Consider the following 18582-nt stretch of genomic DNA (forward strand, 5'->3'; position numbering starts at 1 on the left):
ATTGATGAACAATGATTACGCGCTAAAAGATCCTCAACGGGAATACCGGCTGTTTTTTGGCCGTCTCGGTTTTACGGTATTAATTGTTTTGCTGATGATAGGCGGCCTGATCTGGCGCTATGCTCATTTGCAGATTTCCCGGCATGCAGACTTCGTTACCCGCTCGGAGAATAACCGGGTGCTGGCGCGGGCAGTGCCGCCACCGCGTGGTCTCATATATGATCGCAATGGCTTATTACTGGCGGATAACCGTCCGAGTGTGAATTTGTCCGTCGTTGTCGAGCAGGCAGAGGACCTTGATACGCTGTTCGCAGAATTGAAGCTGTTGATCGATATAACCGATGATGACATCCAGCGTTTTCAAAAACAGCTAAAGCAACGTCGTCGACCCTACGAAACGGTACCTCTCCGGTTTAATCTTAGTGATGAAGAGCAGGGTATTCTTGCTGTCAATGAACATCGATTGCCGGGCGTTCAGGTGACAGCACAACTACTGCGTTACTATCCTATGGGTGAAAACCTGGCTCATGTGCTGGGTTATGTTGGCAGTATTAATGATAAGGAAATCCGGGAGCTGGACCCGGTTCGTTACAGTGGCACCCGTGTGGTGGGTAAAACTGGTCTCGAAAAATATTATGAAGATGATCTACTGGGCGAAGTGGGTTACGAAAAGGTGGAGGTGAATGCTCGCGGGCGGGTCATGCGCAAGCTGGAGCATATTGAAGCTGTTCCCGGCACGGACCTTCACCTGTATCTGGATTACCATCTTCAGAAAACGGCCATGGAAGCCCTTGGTGATTACCGTGGCGCGGTGGTGGCCATTGAGACAGCGACAGGCGGTGTGCTGGCTTTAGCCAGCAAGCCCGGTTTTGATACCAATCTGTTTGTTACCGGGATTAGCCATAAGCATTATCAGGCACTACTGACATCCCGGGACCGCCCCCTGTTTGATCGGGCCCTGCAGGGCCAATATCCGCCGGGTTCGACCGTAAAACCTATCTATGCATTGGCTGCGCTGGAGAGCAAAACCATATCGCCCGAATACACGATTTATGATCCCGGTTACTTCCAGCTGAAAGGCGAGGAACGTAAATATCGCGACTGGAAAAAAGGTGGCCACGGAAGTTCGATTGATCTGCATACTGCGATTGTGCAGTCCTGCGACACGCTTTATTACGATATCGGCAACAGAATGGGGATTGATTTGATTGCCAAATATGGGGCAATGTTCGGACTGGGTGAAAAAAGCGGCATAGATATGCCCTCAGAACGTGCCGGCATCATGCCATCGCGGGCATGGAAGCGCGGTGCTCGTGGTATTGCGTGGTATCCGGGTGACACGATTAACACCAGTATCGGTCAGGGTTTTACGCTGGCAACACCCCTGCAGCTGGCGGTTGCGGTTGCCGGACTTGCTACCCGGGGAAAGATGCGGGTGCCACGCCTGGTTAGACCGAATGCTGGATATGGCTCCGATAATGAAGAAGCCGGTGATGATCTGTCGGAAACAACGCTGGATATTAAACCGGCGAACTGGCGCTATGTGATTAATGCGATGGAGGATGTGGTACATCACCGCCGGGGAACAGCACAGGCCATCAATCGGGGGCTGGAATATCGTATTGCCGGTAAAACCGGCACTGCCCAGGTGATCGGTATAAAGCAGGATGAAGAGTATGACGCTGAAAAAGTCGCCATGATGAACCGTGACCACGCCCTTTTTATTGCCTTCGCGCCAGCTGATGAGCCGCTTATTGCTGTGGCCGTGCTGGTTGAAAACGGTGAACATGGTAGTTCGACAGCTGCTCCGATCGCGAGGAAGCTGATGGACGCCTATATGCAGAATTTACCGGTGACGGGTGTCAATCACTCAGAGGTTGATGATAATGCCGGGTGAATATGTCCACCGTATCAGACAGCCGGGGGCAGGTGTGTATCGCTCACGAGGCTGGAATCGCGTCCACCTGGATATGCCCCTGTTGCTGATGTTGCTTGTCTTTATGGGGGGGAGCCTGTTTGTGATTTATAGTGCCAGTGGGCAGAGCGAGTTTTACATGAAGCGTCAGATTACCTGGTATGGGATTGGCCTGCTGGTGATGCTGCTGACGGCCCAGATTCCGCCGCGCATGCTGGAGCGGTGGGCGGCGCTGCCTTATGCGGCGGGTATTCTGATGCTAATTGCAGTGGTATTTATGGGCTCCGGAGCCAAAGGCGCACAGCGGTGGCTTGACATCGGTGGGTTTCGTTTTCAGCCCTCGGAAATTCTCAAGGCGGCAGTGCCGCTTATGGTGGCCAGTTATCTGGGAGGCCGGGTTTTACCGCCCCGATTCAAACATGTTTTTTGGGCGTTGGTGTTGATTGCGGCGCCAGCAGTACTGATTGCTATTCAGCCTGATTTGGGAACCGCCATTCTGGTGGCGTCAGCGGGCTGTTTCGCATTATTTCTGGCAGGACTGCCCAAGCGTTATCTGGGATCATGCGGATTGCTGGTCGCAATTTTTGCACCTGTTTTCTGGATGTTTCTCTTAAGAGATTACCAGAAACAGCGTATTCTCACGCTTTTTAATCCGGAGGCGGATAAACTGGGGGCTGGCTGGAACATTATTCAGGCGACCACCGCTATTGGTTCTGGTGGAATACATGGGAAAGGCTGGATGCAAGGGACGCAATCGCAACTTGATTTCTTGCCTGAAAGTCACACGGATTTCATTGTGGCGGTGCTGGCTGAAGATTTTGGTTTTATCGGAGTGTTACTGCTTTTGAGTGCCTACTTGTTGATTATTGCGCGCTGTCTGTTGATCAGTCTGCGCGCGCAAACCATGTTTGGCAGGTTGCTGGCGGGCAGTATCACGCTGACGTTTTTTGTGTATATTTTTGTCAATATGGGTATGGTGTCCGGTATATTGCCTGTGGTGGGTGTACCGCTGCCGCTGGTTAGCTACGGGGGCACATCCATTGTCACCCTGATGCTCGGGTTTGGTATGCTGATGGCTATCAGCACAGAAAAAAGGAGAGGCCTCTGAAGTCAGAGGGACATAATGTGATGAGCGTAAATCGATTTGTTTTGCACGGGTTTGTTTGTCTGGTAGCAGCAGTAAGTAGCGATGCGTGGGCGGATTACAGAAATCACCCTCAAGGCGTGGTCTTTGCCCAGCGCATGGTGAGCGAACATGGTTTTGATCTGGCCGAGGTTGAACGGGTGCTCGCTGCAGCCGAGAAAAAACAGCCGATCATTGATGCCATGAACAGGCCTGCCGAGAAGGTAAAGCCCTGGAAAGACTACCGGGACATTTTTATCAGTGAGAAGCGCATTGACGAAGGTGCAAGGTTCTGGAATGACAACCGCGAAGCGCTTGCCCGTGCTGAAAAGCAGTTTGGTGTGGCGCCGGAAATTATTGTTGCCATTATCGGTGTGGAAACTTTCTATGGTCGAAACAAGGGCAGCTGGCGGGTGGTGGACGCGCTTTCCACGCTGGGGTTTGATTACCCCAAACGAAGCAAGTTTTTTACCCGGCAACTGGAAGAATTTCTGTTGCTCGCTCGCGAGCAGAAAAAAGACCCACTACTACTGACCGGGTCTTATGCCGGGGCCATGGGGTACGGGCAATTCATCCCCAGCAGCTACCGCAGCTATGCAGTAGACTTTGATGGTGACGGGTTTGTTGATATCTGGAACAGCTCCACCGACGCGATTGGCAGTGTGGCGAATTATTTTGCGGCTCACAAGTGGCAAGCGGGTCAGCCGGTAGTAACAAGAGCGCGGGTAACCGAGGGCTACGATCAGGAGCGCCTTAATCAGCTGTCATTGGCCAACACATTGAATGATCTGGAAAAGCTGGGGTTTGCGCCGGTGGATAAGCTGCCCGGTGAAATGCAAGCCTTTCCTCTGGAGCTGGAGGGAAATGGTGGCGTCGAGTTTTGGCTTGCGCTGCCAAATTTTTATACCATTACGCGCTATAACCACAGCCATTTGTATGCCATGGCTGTGCATCAGTTGAGTCAGCTTATTCTTGAGCGGGTGAATGGTCTTGCGAGCTAGACTTTCAAAACAATACACCATATTTGCCTGGCTGGGTTTGACCGCCTTGATGGCTGCATTGTTGCAGTCCTGCTCTTCCGGTGGCGGTTATGGGTACGGTGATGGTCCGCCACCAAAAGATATTGATGTGCGCAATCTTCCTGATGCGCAACCCAAAGTCGAGCCCATTACCAAGGCGGGTAATCCTGATCCGTATACTCAGTTTGGCAAGACCTACCGGCTGTTACCTGCCGGTGCTGTCTATAAAGAAAGGGGGGTCGCTTCCTGGTATGGCAACAAGTTCCACGGGCGTAAGACTTCCAATGGTGAAACCTACAGTATGTACGGCATGACGGCTGCCCATAAAACCCTGCGTATCCCCGCTTATGTCAAAGTGACGAATCTGGAAAACGGGCGCAGTGTCATTGTGCGCGTTAATGACCGGGGGCCATTTCACGGTAACCGGATTATTGATCTGTCCTATGCGGCGGCGAAGAAACTCGGTTATTCCGATAAAGGTACCGCCAGGGTCGAGGTGGAAGCCATCGACCCGAGAACCTTCAATCGTTATCAGGATAATGTGGTTGAGCAGCCCTCTATCGAAAAGGTTGGCGGGCCGATAGTCACGGCAGGCACTCCCGCGAAACCCGCTCAAACCGGTGTGGCGAGGGCTGATACCAGTCCGCTTAGAAGTGCACGCCTGGATGGTTACGATTTTCAGTTGCCGGGCAATACTTTTTTGCAGGCAGGCGCTTTCAGCTCAGAGGGTTCCGCACGGCAATTGCTTACCCGCTTGCAGAAAGTGACGGCCACTCCGGTCGTGATTCGTGAAAAGCAGCATCCCGAGGCGATATTCAAAGTGTTGCTGGGGCCGTTAACCGACAATATTGAGCTTCTCAAGCTGAGAAATCTGTTGCACAAGACTGAGAATATTCAGGCTTTTGTGGTCTACGATTAACGTGAGGTTTACTTACTTCATTTTTGAGTTCTTTATTCCAATTGCCAGAGAAATTGAAACTTGCCCTTAAATCTATGGTGTACAACGTGCTAAACTCCGGCCACTCTTCTTTCCTCTATTATCGACAACTGCCCTTATCAAATTGATCATGACTAAAAATACTCTTGTTAGCTTTTGCCTTGTATTGCTTGTTAATACTGCCGTTGCCGTTAACGCGCAAGTGCTGATTCCGGCTCCGCCGGAACTGGCGGCTTCGGCATGGATATTACTCGATGCAGACACGGGTAAAGTACTGGTGGAGCACAATGCGGATGAGCAATTGCCTCCCGCCAGCCTTACCAAAATGATGACCAGTTATATCGTCGCCGGAGAAATGCACAACGGCAAAATCTCCGGACAGGATCAGGTGCCGATTAGCGTTAATGCCTGGGAAATGGGCGGCTCAAAGATGTTTATTCGCGAGGGCACCAGTGTTTCCGTGAATGATCTGCTGCGCGGTGTGATTATTCAGTCTGGCAATGATGCAAGTGTTGCCCTGGCAGAATTTGTGGCTGGCAGCGAAGGTGCGTTTGCTGATGTCATGAACCAGCAGGCCCGTTTGCTGGGCATGCATGGCACCAATTACCTGAACGCAACCGGCTGGCCGGCAGAAGGGCATCTGACGACTGCGCGGGATTTGTCGTTGCTGGCGCGAGCGGTGATTATGGACTACCCCGAACACTATAGTATTTATGCCGAAAAATATTTCGAATTTAACGGAATTAATCAACCCAACCGCAATCGTCTGTTGTGGCGCGACAAGTCTGTAGACGGTTTGAAAACAGGGCACACAGAAGAAGCGGGATATTGTCTGGTTGCTTCCGCATTGCGTGGTGGTATGCGCCTGATATCCGTTGTGATGGGTACCAAAAGCGATGAAGCCCGGGCAAGAGAGTCACAAAAGCTGCTGTCTTATGGGTTTAGATACTTTGAAACAACACAAGTCTACGCTGACGGCGATGTTGTGGCCGAAAATCAGAAGGTCTGGTTTGGTAAGGAGGACGCCATTAACCTGGTGGTTCCCAGAGATGTTTATCTGACAATTCCGCGCGGTTCACAAAAAGATCTGGTGGCTACCACACATATTGATGGTGTGATTGAAGCGCCCGTGAATCAAGGGCAGGAACTTGGTAGCCTGACAATAACCTACAAGGGTGAAACACTGCTGGATATGCCACTGGTGGCAGGTAGCGAGATCGAGGAAGCAGGCTTCTTCTCTCGTTTATGGGATATGGTCATGCGCTTTTTTGCCGGACTGTTCAGTTAAACGGCATGAAGCGGGTAAACGTCATGTCGGGTAGTGATAATCCTGAAGCACCTAAAATAGAGTTTCCCTGTGAATACCCTATCAAGGTGATGGGTGATGCCGGGGATGAGTTGCACAGTCTGGTTGTTAACGTTATGGAGCGTCATGCGCCGGGTTTTGATCAAGCCAGTATTTCGATTCGTGACAGCAGTAAAGGTACCTACCAGTCAATCACTGTAACCATTATTGCAACGGGAAAACCGCAATTGCAGTCCATTTTTGATGACCTGAAAGATAATAAACTGGTCAAAATGGTGCTGTAATGCCTGCTGGGGTGCCGGAAAAAACGTCTGCACAAGCGGTTGAAAAGTCTCTGCTTATCCGTTATCTGGGTCTTTGCCACTACAACGATACATTCGAGGCCATGAAAGTCTTCACCGATAGGCGAAGCGACAGCACGCTTGATGAAATCTGGTTGCTGGAGCACTACCCGGTGTTTACCCAAGGGCAGGCGGGTAAGAGTGAGCACATCCAGAATCCTGGCGCTATTCCTGTCGTGCAAAGTGATAGGGGCGGACAGGTGACCTATCACGGCCCTGGTCAGATTACAGGTTACCTGTTGCTTGATTTGCGACGTATGAAGCTGGGTGTGCGCGAACTGGTGACACTGATTGAAGAAAGCCTGGTTGATACCTTGGCCCACTGGGGCATCCATGCATCCTCCCGTTCTGACGCGCCGGGTGTATACACGCAAGGTGGTGAAAAAATTGCCTCTTTGGGATTGCGAGTTCGTCGCGGGTGCAGCTATCACGGTTTTAACTTTAACGTGGATATGGACCTGGGTCCCTGGCACAGAATTAACCCCTGTGGATTGAACGTGCCGATGACGCAAATGCGCGATTGTACTCGGCAGACAATTATTCAGGGCGAAGTTGCGGAATATCTGGCTGCAATGCTGGTTAACAAACTGGGTTATAATTCCGTCAATGTGCAGTACCGGCCTCTGGTAGAGAATTTTTCGCCACAGCGTGACGGATGAATGAGCTTTTTTCTGAACTGTTTTTGCCGGAGCGTCTTTTCAGAGCAGGCGGCCACAAAATACCTGGCTAAAAACAAAAACACCGGACCTGAACCGTTTTATGATTGATTCTGATCTGACACCGCCAAAACGAACTCGCCGCTTGCAGCAGGGCGAAAAGCTACGTGATGCGCAGAAGGTGGAGCGTATCCCGGTAAAGGTCATTCCTGTCGAAAATCTTCAGCGCAAACCGGAGTGGATGCGAATTCGTATTTCAAATTCGCCCAAAGTGGAGGGAATCAAACGCATTCTGCGTAGCAATAAGCTGTCCACGGTTTGTGAGGAAGCATCCTGCCCGAATTTGCAGGAGTGCTTTAGCGGCGGTACAGCAACTTTTATGATTATGGGTGACATCTGTACACGTCGCTGCCCGTTTTGTGATGTCGGGCATGGCAAGCCCAATCCCCTGGACCCGGAAGAGCCGGGTCACCTCGCGTCGGCCATTGCCGAAATGGGTCTGAAGTATGTGGTCATTACATCCGTAGATCGGGATGACCTCAGAGACGGTGGTGCCCAGCACTTTGCAGATTGTATTCGCGAATCCCGTCTGCGTTCACCTCATCTGCAGGTAGAGATTCTGGTGCCGGATTTTCGAGGTCGTATGGAGTCGGCCCTGGATATCCTTACGGCAACCCCTCCTGATGTTTTTAACCATAATATGGAGACGGTACCGAGGCTGTATCGGCAGGCGAGACCAGGAGCCAACTACAAATGGTCATTGACGCTATTGCAGCAATACAAGGCTCGCAACCCTGAAGTTGCCTCAAAATCGGGTCTGATGGTTGGCCTGGGCGAGAGCAGGGAAGAACTGCTGGCGACACTGGACGATATGCGCGAATATGACATTGAAATGTTGACTATCGGCCAGTATCTGCAACCGTCAAAAGAGCATTTGCCGGTGGAACGGTATGTACACCCGGATGAGTTTCAGGAGTATGCGGATTACGCCTACAGTATTGGCTTCAAGCATGTTGCTTCAGGCCCGTTGGTGCGTTCCAGTTATCATGCGGATCAGCAGGCTCGGGGGGAGAAAGTCAGCTAACGGATGCGGTTGTCGATCGCAGGGTGTTCGATAATCCGATGCTGGTCAGCTGTTGCCAGCCGCACAAGCCGCAGCATGCTGATCAGCGCGCCGGAGATATGGTATTCCGCCCGTTGGATTTCCTGTATGGCAATGGTTTCACGCTCTTGCTCGGTCATATCCTCTACGTCACGATCAAAATCCGCATCCAGCTCTCTTAGCAAGGATTTCATGTCTTCTTGAAACTGCTCCATGCCTCCCGGCAGCAGATCGGTAGCTTTCAGCACCCTGATTGAGCCGCGAATAGTCATGCGGGCTGGCAGGGTGGCGAGATCGATAGATTTTGAAACCAGTTTTCCTATCATGTCGTGCTCCACAGGGGCTGCGTCGTCAATTTACAGCTCCGCAATTGCTGCAAGTTGCTGCTGCATTTTGCTTAACGCGTTTTTCGCATCAGCGAGTTTGTCCTGTTCTTTCGCTACAACAGCTTCCGGTGCATTACTCACAAACTTTTCATTGCTGAGTTTGCCGTTCAGCCGTTGCAACTCTTTATTGAGTTTGTCTATTTCCTTGTCGAGCCTGGCCTGCTCTGCGGCTTTGTCGATCAAGCCAGCCATTGGCACCAGTATTTCCATCTCACCCGCCAGAGCTGTGGCAGACATAGGTGCCTGGTCTTCGTTATTTAACCAGGAAATCGATTCGAGGTTTGCCAGTTTAGTCAGAAAGTGGCGGTTTTCGTTCAAGCGACGTTGATCCTCGGAGCCACCATTCTGGAAGAATACGGGCAGCAATTTTCCAGGTGGGATATTCATTTCTCCACGGATATTGCGAATGCCGACGATAACATTTTTTACCCATTCAATATCAGCCGTTGCAGTTTTATCAATTTTACTGCTGTCAGAAATCGGGTAGGGTTGGAGCATGATCGTTTCGCCCTCTTTCCCTGCGAGCGTTTTAATTCGCTGCCAGATCTCTTCAGTAATAAAGGGCATCAGCGGATGCGCCATACGCAAGATAGCTTCCAGCACGCGTATCAGTGTGCGACGTGTGCCTTTTTTGAGTGATTCGGCGGCCTCTTCATCCCAGAGCACTGGCTTAGACAACTCAAGATACCAATCGCAGTATTCGTTCCAGACAAATTCATAGATGGCTTGTGAAGCGAGGTCGAATCGGTATAGAGCAATACTGTCGGCAACGGTTTTTTCGGCTTCTTGCAGGCGGCTGATAATCCAGCGATCTGCCAGAGACAAGGTGTAATCATCGGTGTTGTTTTGCCCGCAATCATGATCTTCGCAGTTCATCAGTACATAACGGCTGGCGTTCCAGATCTTGTTGCAGAAGTTGCGGAAGCCTTCAATGCGGCCGACGTCAAAATTGATATCACGACCTGTTGAGGCCAGTGAATAGTATGTGTAGCGCAGGGCGTCGGTTCCGTAGGCGGCAAGTCCTTCGGGAAATTCCTTCCGGGTTTGTTTTTCGATTTTTTCCCGTAAATGCGGCACCATCATTCCGGCAGTGCGCTTCTGTACCAGCGTCTCCAGATCAATGCCATCGATCAGGTCGATAGGGTCGAGTACATTGCCTTTGGATTTGGACATTTTCTGTCCGTGACTGTCCCGCACCAGCCCGTGTACGTAGACGGTTTTGAAGGGAACTTCATCCATAAAATACAGAGTCAGCATGATCATGCGCGCAACCCAGAAGAAAATAATATCAAAACCGGTTACCAGCACGTTGGTCGGGTGGAACGTTTTGATGAAGTTGGCAATTTCCGGGTTATCGTTGGTGTTTGGCCAGCCAAGCGTGCCGAAGGTCCACAGCCCTGAAGAGAACCAGGTGTCGAGCACATCGTCGTCTTGCTTGAGTGATATGCTCCCTAAATTGTATTTAGTGCGAACCTCTTCTTCAGAGCGACCTACATAGACATTGCCTTTGTCGTCATACCAGGCCGGGATGCGATGTCCCCACCACAACTGGCGGGAGATACACCAGTCCTGGATATCGCGCATCCAGGAGAAGTACATGTTCTCGTATTGCTTGGGTACAAACTCGATGCTGCCATTTTCAACGGCTTCGATCGCTTTATCGGCCAGTGGCTGAGTTTTAACGTACCACTGGTTGGTCAGGTAGGGTTCGATCACGACGCCGGAGCGATCTCCGCGAGGAACTTTGAGTTTATGATCGTCTACTTTGTCCAGTAACCCTAAGGCATCGAGATCCGCGACCACTTGTTTGCGGGCATCGAAGCGATCCATTCCCTGATAGGTTTCCGGAGCATTACTGTTCAGTTGCGCATCGTCATTAAACAGATTGATCATGGGCAGGTTGTGACGTTGCCCGACCTCGTAGTCATTAAAGTCGTGCGCCGGGGTGATTTTGACGCAACCGGTGCCGAACTCTTTGTCTACGTAATCATCGGCAATAACGGGAATTTCACGATTAGCCAGTGGCAGAGTTATGGTTTTACCAATGAGGTGCTGATAGCGCTCGTCTTCTGGATGAACGGCAACAGCTGTGTCACCTAGCATGGTTTCGGGGCGAGTGGTGGCTACGGTAAGATGACCACTGCCATCAGTGAGTGGATATTTGAAGTGCCAAAGGTAACCGTTCTCTTCTTCTGAAATAACTTCCAGGTCGGAAATGGCGGTATGTAATTTGGGATCCCAATTGACCAGTCGTTTGCCTCGGTAAATCAGGCCATCTTCATGCAAGCGAATAAAGACTTCTTGCACAGCTTCGTATAAGCCATCGTCCATCGTGAAGCGCTCACGGCTCCAGTCAGGTGAAGCGCCAAGACGGCGCAACTGACGGGTAATGGTGCCGCCTGATTCCTCTTTCCATTCCCAGACTTTTTCAATAAATTTTTCCCGACCCAGATCGTGGCGGGATAATCCTTCTGCATCCAAAATTCGCTCTACAACCATTTGTGTAGCGATGCCTGCGTGGTCAGTTCCCACTTGCCACAGAGTGTTGTTACCGAGCATGCGGTGATAACGGATAAGGGCGTCCATGATGGCTTCCTGAAAGCCATGCCCCATATGTAAACTGCCGGTGACGTTGGGAGGAGGTATAGCGATGCTATAAGACTCCCCTTCACCTGAAGGCTTGAAGTAACCTTTTTCTTCCCAGGTTTGATACCAGCTGCTTTCTATATCTTGAGGACGGTAAGTTTTTTCCATTATTTCTGACTTATGCTGTAAGGGAGGATGGCTTTACGGACAAATTTGTTATCTGTCGTGATGGTTTTGGCCCACTGACAGGCTTCGGCCAAACGACACAGGTCCGGAATTATACTGATCCGACAATCGCTAGTCGATGGATGTATCGTTGTCGATAGCGATGCTCTCTTGCGGAGGCGGCGATGTTCTTCCTGCATCGATGACAGTGCGAATCTTTTTGTCCAGTTCCGCTCGCAGTCGGGATTCCAGCATGGGCAAATATTCTGTTACTAGCTGATCAAGCAGTGAATCGATGTTGGCGCGGGCGATGTCCGAGAGTGATGCCTGCGAGCTGGTATCCGGGGGCGTTGATTTTGAATCACAGGTATCTGTGAGGATGGGCACATCAATATCTGCGGGCGTCGCAGTGCTGAGGGTTTCCGCAATTTCTGCGGGTATGTTTTCGATATCTTCCAGTAGCGGTATGTCCTGTTGAAACTCAGGACCTTCATTGAGTACGAAGCGAAGGGAATCCAGTTCGTCGATGATTTCCTGAGGTGCTTTAACCGGTTCTGCCAGGGTTGGTGTTGATGATTCAGTTTCGCTGGAATCAGTCTGACCCTTAATATCGGTTTGCCCGGTATCTGAATCGGTGGTGAGGTCATCAGAAAACAGGTCTCTGGTGTCAATATTGCCGGTGCGGAAGCTGTTACTCATGGAATGAATTGACCTTCAAGTGGCAGCGTTCAGTGTACGGGCTGTTTGCTTAGGTCGTGGTACTGCAGTGGGTATCCGCGACTTTTGTAGTGCCGGTAAGCTTCACGCTTGCTGGTAATAACCTGCTGATCATCGTATACGATTTCAATCGCCTTCTCAAAGCGGCTGAACCATTTGGGTGTTTCTGGCTTCAGGCTTATCAGTAGCCCGTGATGTTCACCGGGTTCATCTTCACTGCTGATGGCAATCGCGTCGCCGGAATCGCTTCCCAGAGAATGCGGGATAAAAGCGCTGGATCTGAAGGACCAGAGCAGTTGGCTGAAGGCTTCTGCTGTATTTCTGTCCGTGTGAAACAATACGGACATACCCTGTTGCGCCGCTTTTTCGCCAAGCTGACATGCCAGCTTGAGCGCATCTTCGCGGCCGCCATTGATCCGGTAAAAGTTTATCTTGGTCATTTGCTAACGGGTTTGTCTGGCGATGCCTGTTTTTGAGAGATTTTCTCTATCAAATATGTGGCCAGCAGTGGCACAGGCCGACCGGTGGCCCCTTTTTTTGTGCCGGACTGCCAGGCCGTTCCTGCAATATCCAGATGTGCCCAGCGATACTCTTTAGTGAAGCGGGCTAAAAAGCAGGCCGCAGTAGAACTGCCCGCGTTACGACCACCAATATTAGCCATGTCCGCGAAATTACTTTTCAGCTGTTGATCGTATTCCGGCCATATGGGCATTTGCCAGGCTCGGTCATCAGCGATTTCTCCAGCGGCGAGTAATTCTTCTACGAGTGATTTGTCATTGCTAAACAGGCCAGTAGCGTGCTCACCCAGAGCGACGACACAGGCTCCAGTTAAGGTTGCAATATCGATCACTGTGTCTGGCTTAAAGCGGCCCACATACGTTAATGCATCGCACAGAATGAGGCGGCCTTCGGCGTCTGTATTGAGGATCTCAATAGTCTGGCCAGACATGCTTTTGACGATATCGCCAGGTTTGGTTGCAGTGCTACTGGGCATATTCTCTACAGCAGGAATAACCCCCACCAGATTGATGGGTAGTTCCAGCTCGGCAATAGTGATGAAAGTACCCAGAACACTGGCTGCACCACACATATCATATTTCATCTCATCCATCGCTGCGCCCGGCTTAAGGCTGATGCCTCCCGAGTCAAAGGTGACACCTTTGCCAACCAGAGCCACGGGCTTATCCTTCTTTTTGCCACCCTGATAGCTGAGTGTGATGAGTTTCGCAGGCTCGGCACTGCCTGCTGATACCGACAACAATGAGTGCATGCCGAGCTTATGCATTTCCTTTTCAGAGAGCACAGTGCAATTGATTTTGTCATTTTTCCTTGCTATTGAACGGGCCTGTCTGGCCAGATAACCGGGGGTGCATATATTGCCGGGCAGGTCGCCCAGTTCGCGTGCGACCTTCATGCCGCTGGCGACAGCTGTACCGATTTTCATTGCCGCTTCCACACAGTCGATATTCTTGCGGGATTCCAGCAGTATGGAAATCTTGTTGAGAGGGGTCGCTTTTTTATGTTTGTTCTGAAGCAGGCTGAATTGGTATGTTTGCCCGGAGATTATCCGACTTAGCTGCTGTGCCTGCCAGCTCAGGTCACGCTTGCTTACGGTGATGTCACCCAGGCAAATAGCGGCGTCTTTAACGGGCGCATTGACCAGTGAGCTGGCAACTGCGCTGGCGAATTTGGAAAATTCCTGCTCGTTGAGTGGGTTGTCGCCGGTGCCGACAAGTAACAGTCGTTGAGCTTGCAGTCCTGCAGGCTCCTGAATCATCAGGGTTTCGGCGAGTTTGCCCTTCAAATCCTGCTGTTTTATCAAGCGTGAAACCATGCCGCCAGTTGCCGAGTCTATATTTTTAGCCGCACCTGTCAGTTTGTTGTCTGATGGAACTGTCACTACCAGGCATGATGTTTTTTGAGTGACGGGCTTACGGGCATTGGCATTGAAAAGCATGGTTTCTCCGAAGACAAAGTAGTACAAAATCGTGGATAATGGGGTCAGTTTACGCGAAGCTTTTCGCCCCACCAACTGTTGAGAGCTAATTTGCTGATTTTTCGTTACATCGCCCGGGATCTGATTGCTTCAACAGTAGCCGTGTGCTCTGTCCTGCTGCTGGTGATAGTCAGTGGTCGTTTTGTCAGGTATCTGGCTGATGCGGCCACTGGAAATCTTGACTCCGGCATTCTGTTTGCGTTGATTGGTTATCGGCTGCCAGGTTTTGTTGAGTTGATTTTGCCGCTGGCATTTTTTCTTGCCATATTACTGGCCTACGGCCGGATGTACCTGGATAACGAGATGACGGTGCTTTCGGCGTGTGGCGTGAGTGACCTGAAGCTAGTGCTGTATACCATGTTGGTAGCGGTCGGAGTGGCAGGCATTGTTGCCTGGGTGAGTTTGTTTGCTGCCCCGGCAGGGTTGAGCAAGTCCGAGGCGCTATGGGATACCCAAAGGGCGCGCGGCGAGCTGGACAGTTTGCTGCCCCGCCAGTTTCACGCGTTGCAACAAGGGCGTGGCACTACCTATGTGGAAAGTATCGATAAACGTGGTGAAATGAGCCAGGTTTTTCTGGCCCAAAATAACGCTGGAAATGGCGAAACCCAGCAGTTGGTTGTGGTGCTGGCCGAGAGCGGTTTTCAGAAAAGAAGCAGCCTGGATGAAGCCGGTTATCTGGTATTGAGAAATGGTTACCGTGTACAGGGTATTCCCGGACAGGCTGATTACCAGATAACGCAGTTTGCCGAGCATGGTTTGCGGCTTGATAAGCCAAGGCTCTATAAACGAGCCCCGAAAGTCGATACGCTGCATACTCTTGAGCTCATAGGGTCTGATTCGGTTGAGCATCAGGCAGCATTTCACTGGCGTATGTCCGTTCCTTTTTTGGTGCTGGTTGTTTCATTGTTGGCAGTGCCCCTGAGTAAAACCAACCCCCGGCAAGGGCGTTTTGCCAAGATGTTCCCGGCGATACTGGCATATGTGATCTATGTTGTGTTGCTAAAGGCTGCCAGAGGTGCTTTGGAGGAGGGCAAGATGCCTATTGAGCTCGGACTATGGCCTGTTCATTGTCTGTTTTTGCTTATAGGGCTAGGAGCCCTTTCTTGGCCGATACTTAAACAGCGCAGCAGCCAGAAGCGTAATCAGCAATTGCTCCGGAGGCAAGAAACCTGATGCGGCTGCTATCGAGACATGTGGCCAGCTCAACAAGCGGGGCAGTATTGTTGGTGCTGATGGTAATTGTGGCGCTGGATGCGATTGGCGCAATCTATGACGGTTCCGGTGATCTGAGAAACAACTACACGTTTTTTCAAATGCTGAAATATGTGGGGCTGACATTGCCTGCCCGCATCTACGAGAACATCCCCATTTCAGCGCTGATAGGCTGTCTGATGGGACTTGGCGTGCTGGCCAATAACAGTGAGTTGACTGTTATGCGTGCTGCAGGGGTTTCGGTACAGCGCGTTGTCTGGTTCGTTTTGAAACCGGTTCTGTGGTTGGTATTGTTTGGTACTCTGTTTGGTGAATATGTGGTGCCTCATACGGATCAGTTGGCGCAAAGCCATAGAATGTTATTGCGCAGCGGTGTCACCGCGCAGGAGGCAGGCAGCGGACTTTGGAATCGTGAGGGCAATGAGTTCATGCACCTCAATGCAGTTTACCCCGGGGGCGTTCTGTTTGGGGTTACCCGTTACCGGTTTGATGAGCGGCGCCAGATACAACAGGTCAGCTTTTCAGAGCGAGCCAGCTATCAGGGCGGTTATTGGTTAGAAGAAAACGGGGTGGTGACTCACTTTTTACCGGGTAAAACCACTACAGAGAGTTTTGTTACCCGGCGTTGGGATACTGCGCTATCTCCAGACCTGTTGCATCTGGTGGTTATGCCGCCTGACTCCCTGGCAATCATGAGTTTGCATGGTTATATGGATTATCTGGATGATCAGGGGCGTGATTCCAAGGTCTATCGTCTGGCATTTTGGGAGAAGTTGCTGCAACCGTTGACTATTACCAGTCTGGTATTGGTGGCGATCTCCTTTGTGTTTGGTCCATTGCGGTCTGTAACAATGGGGTATCGGGTGTTTGCCGGCGTGATTGTCGGGGTCGTGTTCCGAATCACTCAGGACTTGTTGGGTCCGGCAAGTATTGTGTTTGGTTTTAGTCCGTTAATAGCCGTGCTGTTGCCTGCACTTGTGCTGGCAATAGTAGGGTTGTTGCTGTTGAAAAAGGCTGGCTAACCGATTCTCCCGCTGCTGTATTGTTCGGCGCGGCTGATGTTACGAGCTCTCTTGTTGTGTTCTTGTGCCGTTCTCTTTTGGTAGCAATCTGATTCGTGTACCTGTGAAAATATCCTGCAGGCTGTCGCCGTTTTTATCAAACCAGCACCACCAGAACCCGATACCACCGGCAATGATAAAGAGTGGCGCAACAATACACCGTTTGACACAAGTCATAACAGAAACTGGCCTGCTGTCGGTCTGGATGAGTTGCATGCGCCAGGATTTCATTCCCAATGTCTGTCCTCGACGTATCCAGCACCAACTGAAAAATGCGGCATAACAGAGGTACAGGCCGGAGAGAATCACAATCGATTCCATACCCTGTGGGGGTGCCATTGTATCCTCGCCTGAAAGTTTTCGTAGCAACAGGGTGACAACACCATAAGCAAAGCTGATGCCCAGCAGCAGTAACCAATCGTAAACCAGAGAGATAATACGGCGTAGCGGACCGGCGGTGGCACCCGGAGGGGTGTTGGTGTGGGTTGATGGTTCCAAAACTCGGCCCTGACAATGAGTGGGCCGTGAGTCTAGCAGAGCAACCTTAAAATTCGTAGGTCAGCCCAAAATTTATCGTGTCAGATGATACCCGGACCTTGTAATCCATTTCATTGACCCGACCGCCGCCATTAGAGTCAGGAACATAGTCTTTGTCAGCAAAATCAGTTTCACGTTTTCTGTCCCAGTATTTTTTGAAGCCGCGTTTAAATAATTGAGAAAAGGCTTTGCCACCCTCTATGGCATCGTTATCTTGGTGCTGGCTTAGCCATTGGTGGTTCAGTGTTCTCTGGGTGATGGACAAACGCTGGTCGCGCAGTTCAGCGGCACGTTCGGCAAGCTCATCGTTGGAAAGTTTCTTGTCAATCGGAGAGTGTGGGTTTGCGCTGCCCACAAAGTCATTGGGAAGAAAGAGTCCCTCTGCATGTGCAAAATGGGTTGTTGATAATAAAAGCGCGGCCACAATGAATTTTGCACTGGATTTGATAGAGAGGTGCCTGCTAGCGTGCAGGGTAAAGAAGTGAGCTTTGTTGATGTACATAACCGTAACCCCCATTCCTCATAGCAGTGTATATGCCTTTCAGTCGTTTGCCAGCTGGAGTTTGTGAAACTTAGACCTGCGTCATATAAACTAAGTTGCAAGAGGTTTAAGGCCTAAACTTATTCCTTGTAAATCAATAAATTGAAGGTAAAAAAAAGGCCGCCCAAGGGGGGAGGGCGGCCTGTCAAAATCAGGCCTATGGGGGATGGCCTGAAGCACTAGTTGCTCAAAAAGAGCAAGGGGGGGTAAAAAATCTCAAACTATGCAACGTGTTGTACAGCGGGTGTTGGCTTTTCAGCTGCCTCAGGTGCTGGCGTTTGGGGAGCCGGTGCTTTTTTCGCGGCCGACTTTGGTGTAACAGTTTTCTTCACGCCTGTTTTTTTAGCCGCAGGCTTTTTCACGGCTGCTTTCTTCGCTGGAGTCTTTCTGACCGGTGTTTTTTTGGCGGCAGCTTTTTTTGCAGCAGCCTTTTTGACAGGGGCCTTTTTCGTGGTTGTTTTCTTGGACCCTTTCAGCAGATTGGTTACTGCGGAAGTGAGTTCTTCGAGGCGCTTGCTTAAATCGTCGAGGGTTTCCTGGCGATCAAATTTTGGCAATTCGGGTAAAACCAGTTTATCGGCAACCTTGTTGCGAATTTCTTCAAGGCGTTCGACGATGTTGATTTTCAAGGCATCATCTTTCAGCTGCTCTGTTTTATTCAACAGCTTTTCGCCCTGGGTTTTCAGCTTTTTGCGACGGCTTTTCAGTTTGTCTGAAGCGTCTTTCAGCATGTCATTGGTTTCTTCGAGCTTTTCTTTTGCTTCCGATTCAATTTTTTCACCACGCTCGACCAGCTCGTCAAAAAGAGTGCGAGCCTGATCATTCATTTTGTCGTAACCACTCTGAACATTGTCCAAGCCTTGTCCGTAGGCGCCAAGGCCTGCGAGCCATATTTTTCGAGCCAATTCTTCAGTTTTATCAATAGCTTCTTTAAAGTCGCTCATTGAGATGTCTCCATTGAAAGTGTTTTGTTCTGTACTTC

Annotated in this window: 18 protein-coding genes; 10 read left to right on the forward strand and 8 right to left on the reverse strand. The window is 50.7% G+C overall.

From position 1 onward, the window contains the following. The first annotated feature begins 4 nt into the window (after positions 1–4). The 8 genes from mrdA (at position 5) to lipA (ending at position 8381) form a co-directional block, all read left to right on the forward strand. Positions 5–1897, forward strand: a complete 1893-nt coding sequence (mrdA, locus tag H7A02_01340; GenBank protein MCP5170900.1) for a penicillin-binding protein 2 — start codon at positions 5–7, stop codon at positions 1895–1897. Beyond that, a complete protein-coding gene (gene rodA / locus H7A02_01345) occupies positions 1887–3023 on the forward strand; it encodes a rod shape-determining protein RodA (GenBank protein MCP5170901.1) in 1137 nt (378 codons plus the stop codon). Before mrdA ends, rodA begins: the two co-directional genes overlap by 11 nt. A gap of 20 nt (positions 3024–3043) precedes the next feature. After that, entirely contained in the window at positions 3044–4039 is a 996-nt protein-coding gene (mltB, locus tag H7A02_01350; protein ID MCP5170902.1) for a lytic murein transglycosylase B, read from the forward strand. After that, a complete protein-coding gene (locus H7A02_01355) occupies positions 4023–4976 on the forward strand; it encodes a septal ring lytic transglycosylase RlpA family protein (protein MCP5170903.1) in 954 nt (317 codons plus the stop codon). Before mltB ends, H7A02_01355 begins: the two co-directional genes overlap by 17 nt. 148 nt (positions 4977–5124) lie before the next feature. Continuing rightward, positions 5125–6282, forward strand: coding sequence for a D-alanyl-D-alanine carboxypeptidase (locus H7A02_01360; protein MCP5170904.1), 1158 nt, complete (start codon positions 5125–5127; stop codon positions 6280–6282). Between the two features lie 23 nt (positions 6283–6305). Then, a complete protein-coding gene (locus tag H7A02_01365; GenBank protein MCP5170905.1) occupies positions 6306–6584 on the forward strand; it encodes a DUF493 domain-containing protein in 279 nt (92 codons plus the stop codon). Continuing rightward, a complete protein-coding gene (lipB, locus tag H7A02_01370; protein MCP5170906.1) occupies positions 6584–7300 on the forward strand; it encodes a lipoyl(octanoyl) transferase LipB in 717 nt (238 codons plus the stop codon). The genes H7A02_01365 and lipB overlap by 1 nt, the downstream gene beginning before the upstream one ends. Before the next feature lie 100 nt (positions 7301–7400). Beyond that, positions 7401–8381, forward strand: a complete 981-nt coding sequence (gene lipA / locus H7A02_01375) for a lipoyl synthase (protein ID MCP5170907.1) — start codon at positions 7401–7403, stop codon at positions 8379–8381. On the opposite strand, the gene H7A02_01380 is transcribed toward lipA, so the two are convergent. From H7A02_01380 to H7A02_01400, 5 genes are all read right to left on the reverse strand, one after another. Further along, a complete protein-coding gene (locus tag H7A02_01380) occupies positions 8378–8725 on the reverse strand; it encodes a hypothetical protein (GenBank protein MCP5170908.1) in 348 nt (115 codons plus the stop codon). The two genes, lipA and H7A02_01380, sit on opposite strands and share 4 nt — an antisense overlap. A 30-nt stretch (positions 8726–8755) precedes the next feature. After that, positions 8756–11539, reverse strand: coding sequence for a valine--tRNA ligase (locus tag H7A02_01385; protein MCP5170909.1), 2784 nt, complete (start codon positions 11537–11539; stop codon positions 8756–8758). 129 nt (positions 11540–11668) lie between these two features. Beyond that, entirely contained in the window at positions 11669–12235 is a 567-nt protein-coding gene (locus tag H7A02_01390) for a hypothetical protein (GenBank protein ID MCP5170910.1), read from the reverse strand. A 29-nt stretch (positions 12236–12264) separates the two neighbouring features. Continuing rightward, positions 12265–12693: a DNA polymerase III subunit chi gene (locus H7A02_01395; GenBank protein ID MCP5170911.1), complete on the reverse strand. Its 429-nt coding sequence runs from the start codon at positions 12691–12693 to the stop codon at positions 12265–12267. Continuing rightward, positions 12690–14210: a leucyl aminopeptidase gene (locus H7A02_01400; protein MCP5170912.1), complete on the reverse strand. Its 1521-nt coding sequence runs from the start codon at positions 14208–14210 to the stop codon at positions 12690–12692. Before H7A02_01400 ends, H7A02_01395 begins: the two co-directional genes overlap by 4 nt. 90 nt (positions 14211–14300) lie before the next feature. Between H7A02_01400 and lptF the strand changes: the two genes are divergently transcribed. Both lptF and lptG read left to right on the forward strand, forming a co-directional pair. Then, complete coding sequence (gene lptF, locus H7A02_01405; GenBank protein ID MCP5170913.1) at positions 14301–15422, forward strand: LPS export ABC transporter permease LptF; 1122 nt, start codon at positions 14301–14303, stop codon at positions 15420–15422. After that, the gene (lptG, locus tag H7A02_01410; protein ID MCP5170914.1) at positions 15422–16483 is read left to right on the forward strand and encodes an LPS export ABC transporter permease LptG; all 1062 of its coding nucleotides are present in this window, start codon (positions 15422–15424) and stop codon (positions 16481–16483) included. Before lptF ends, lptG begins: the two co-directional genes overlap by 1 nt. Positions 16484–16522: 39 nt before the next feature. Here lptG and H7A02_01415 read toward each other — a convergent pair whose 3' ends face one another. The 3 genes from H7A02_01415 to H7A02_01425 form a co-directional block, all read right to left on the reverse strand. Continuing rightward, complete coding sequence (locus tag H7A02_01415; GenBank protein MCP5170915.1) at positions 16523–17020, reverse strand: RDD family protein; 498 nt, start codon at positions 17018–17020, stop codon at positions 16523–16525. Between the two features lie 46 nt (positions 17021–17066). Next, a complete protein-coding gene (locus tag H7A02_01420; GenBank protein MCP5170916.1) occupies positions 17067–17561 on the reverse strand; it encodes a hypothetical protein in 495 nt (164 codons plus the stop codon). Between the two features lie 260 nt (positions 17562–17821). Then, on the reverse strand, positions 17822–18544 hold the full coding sequence (locus tag H7A02_01425) for a phasin family protein (GenBank protein MCP5170917.1): 723 nt from the start codon (positions 18542–18544) through the stop codon (positions 17822–17824). Positions 18545–18582 lie beyond the last annotated feature (38 nt).

This window comes from Pseudomonadales bacterium, from assembly GCA_024234435.1.
GTDB lineage: Bacteria > Pseudomonadota > Gammaproteobacteria > Pseudomonadales > Porticoccaceae > JACKOF01.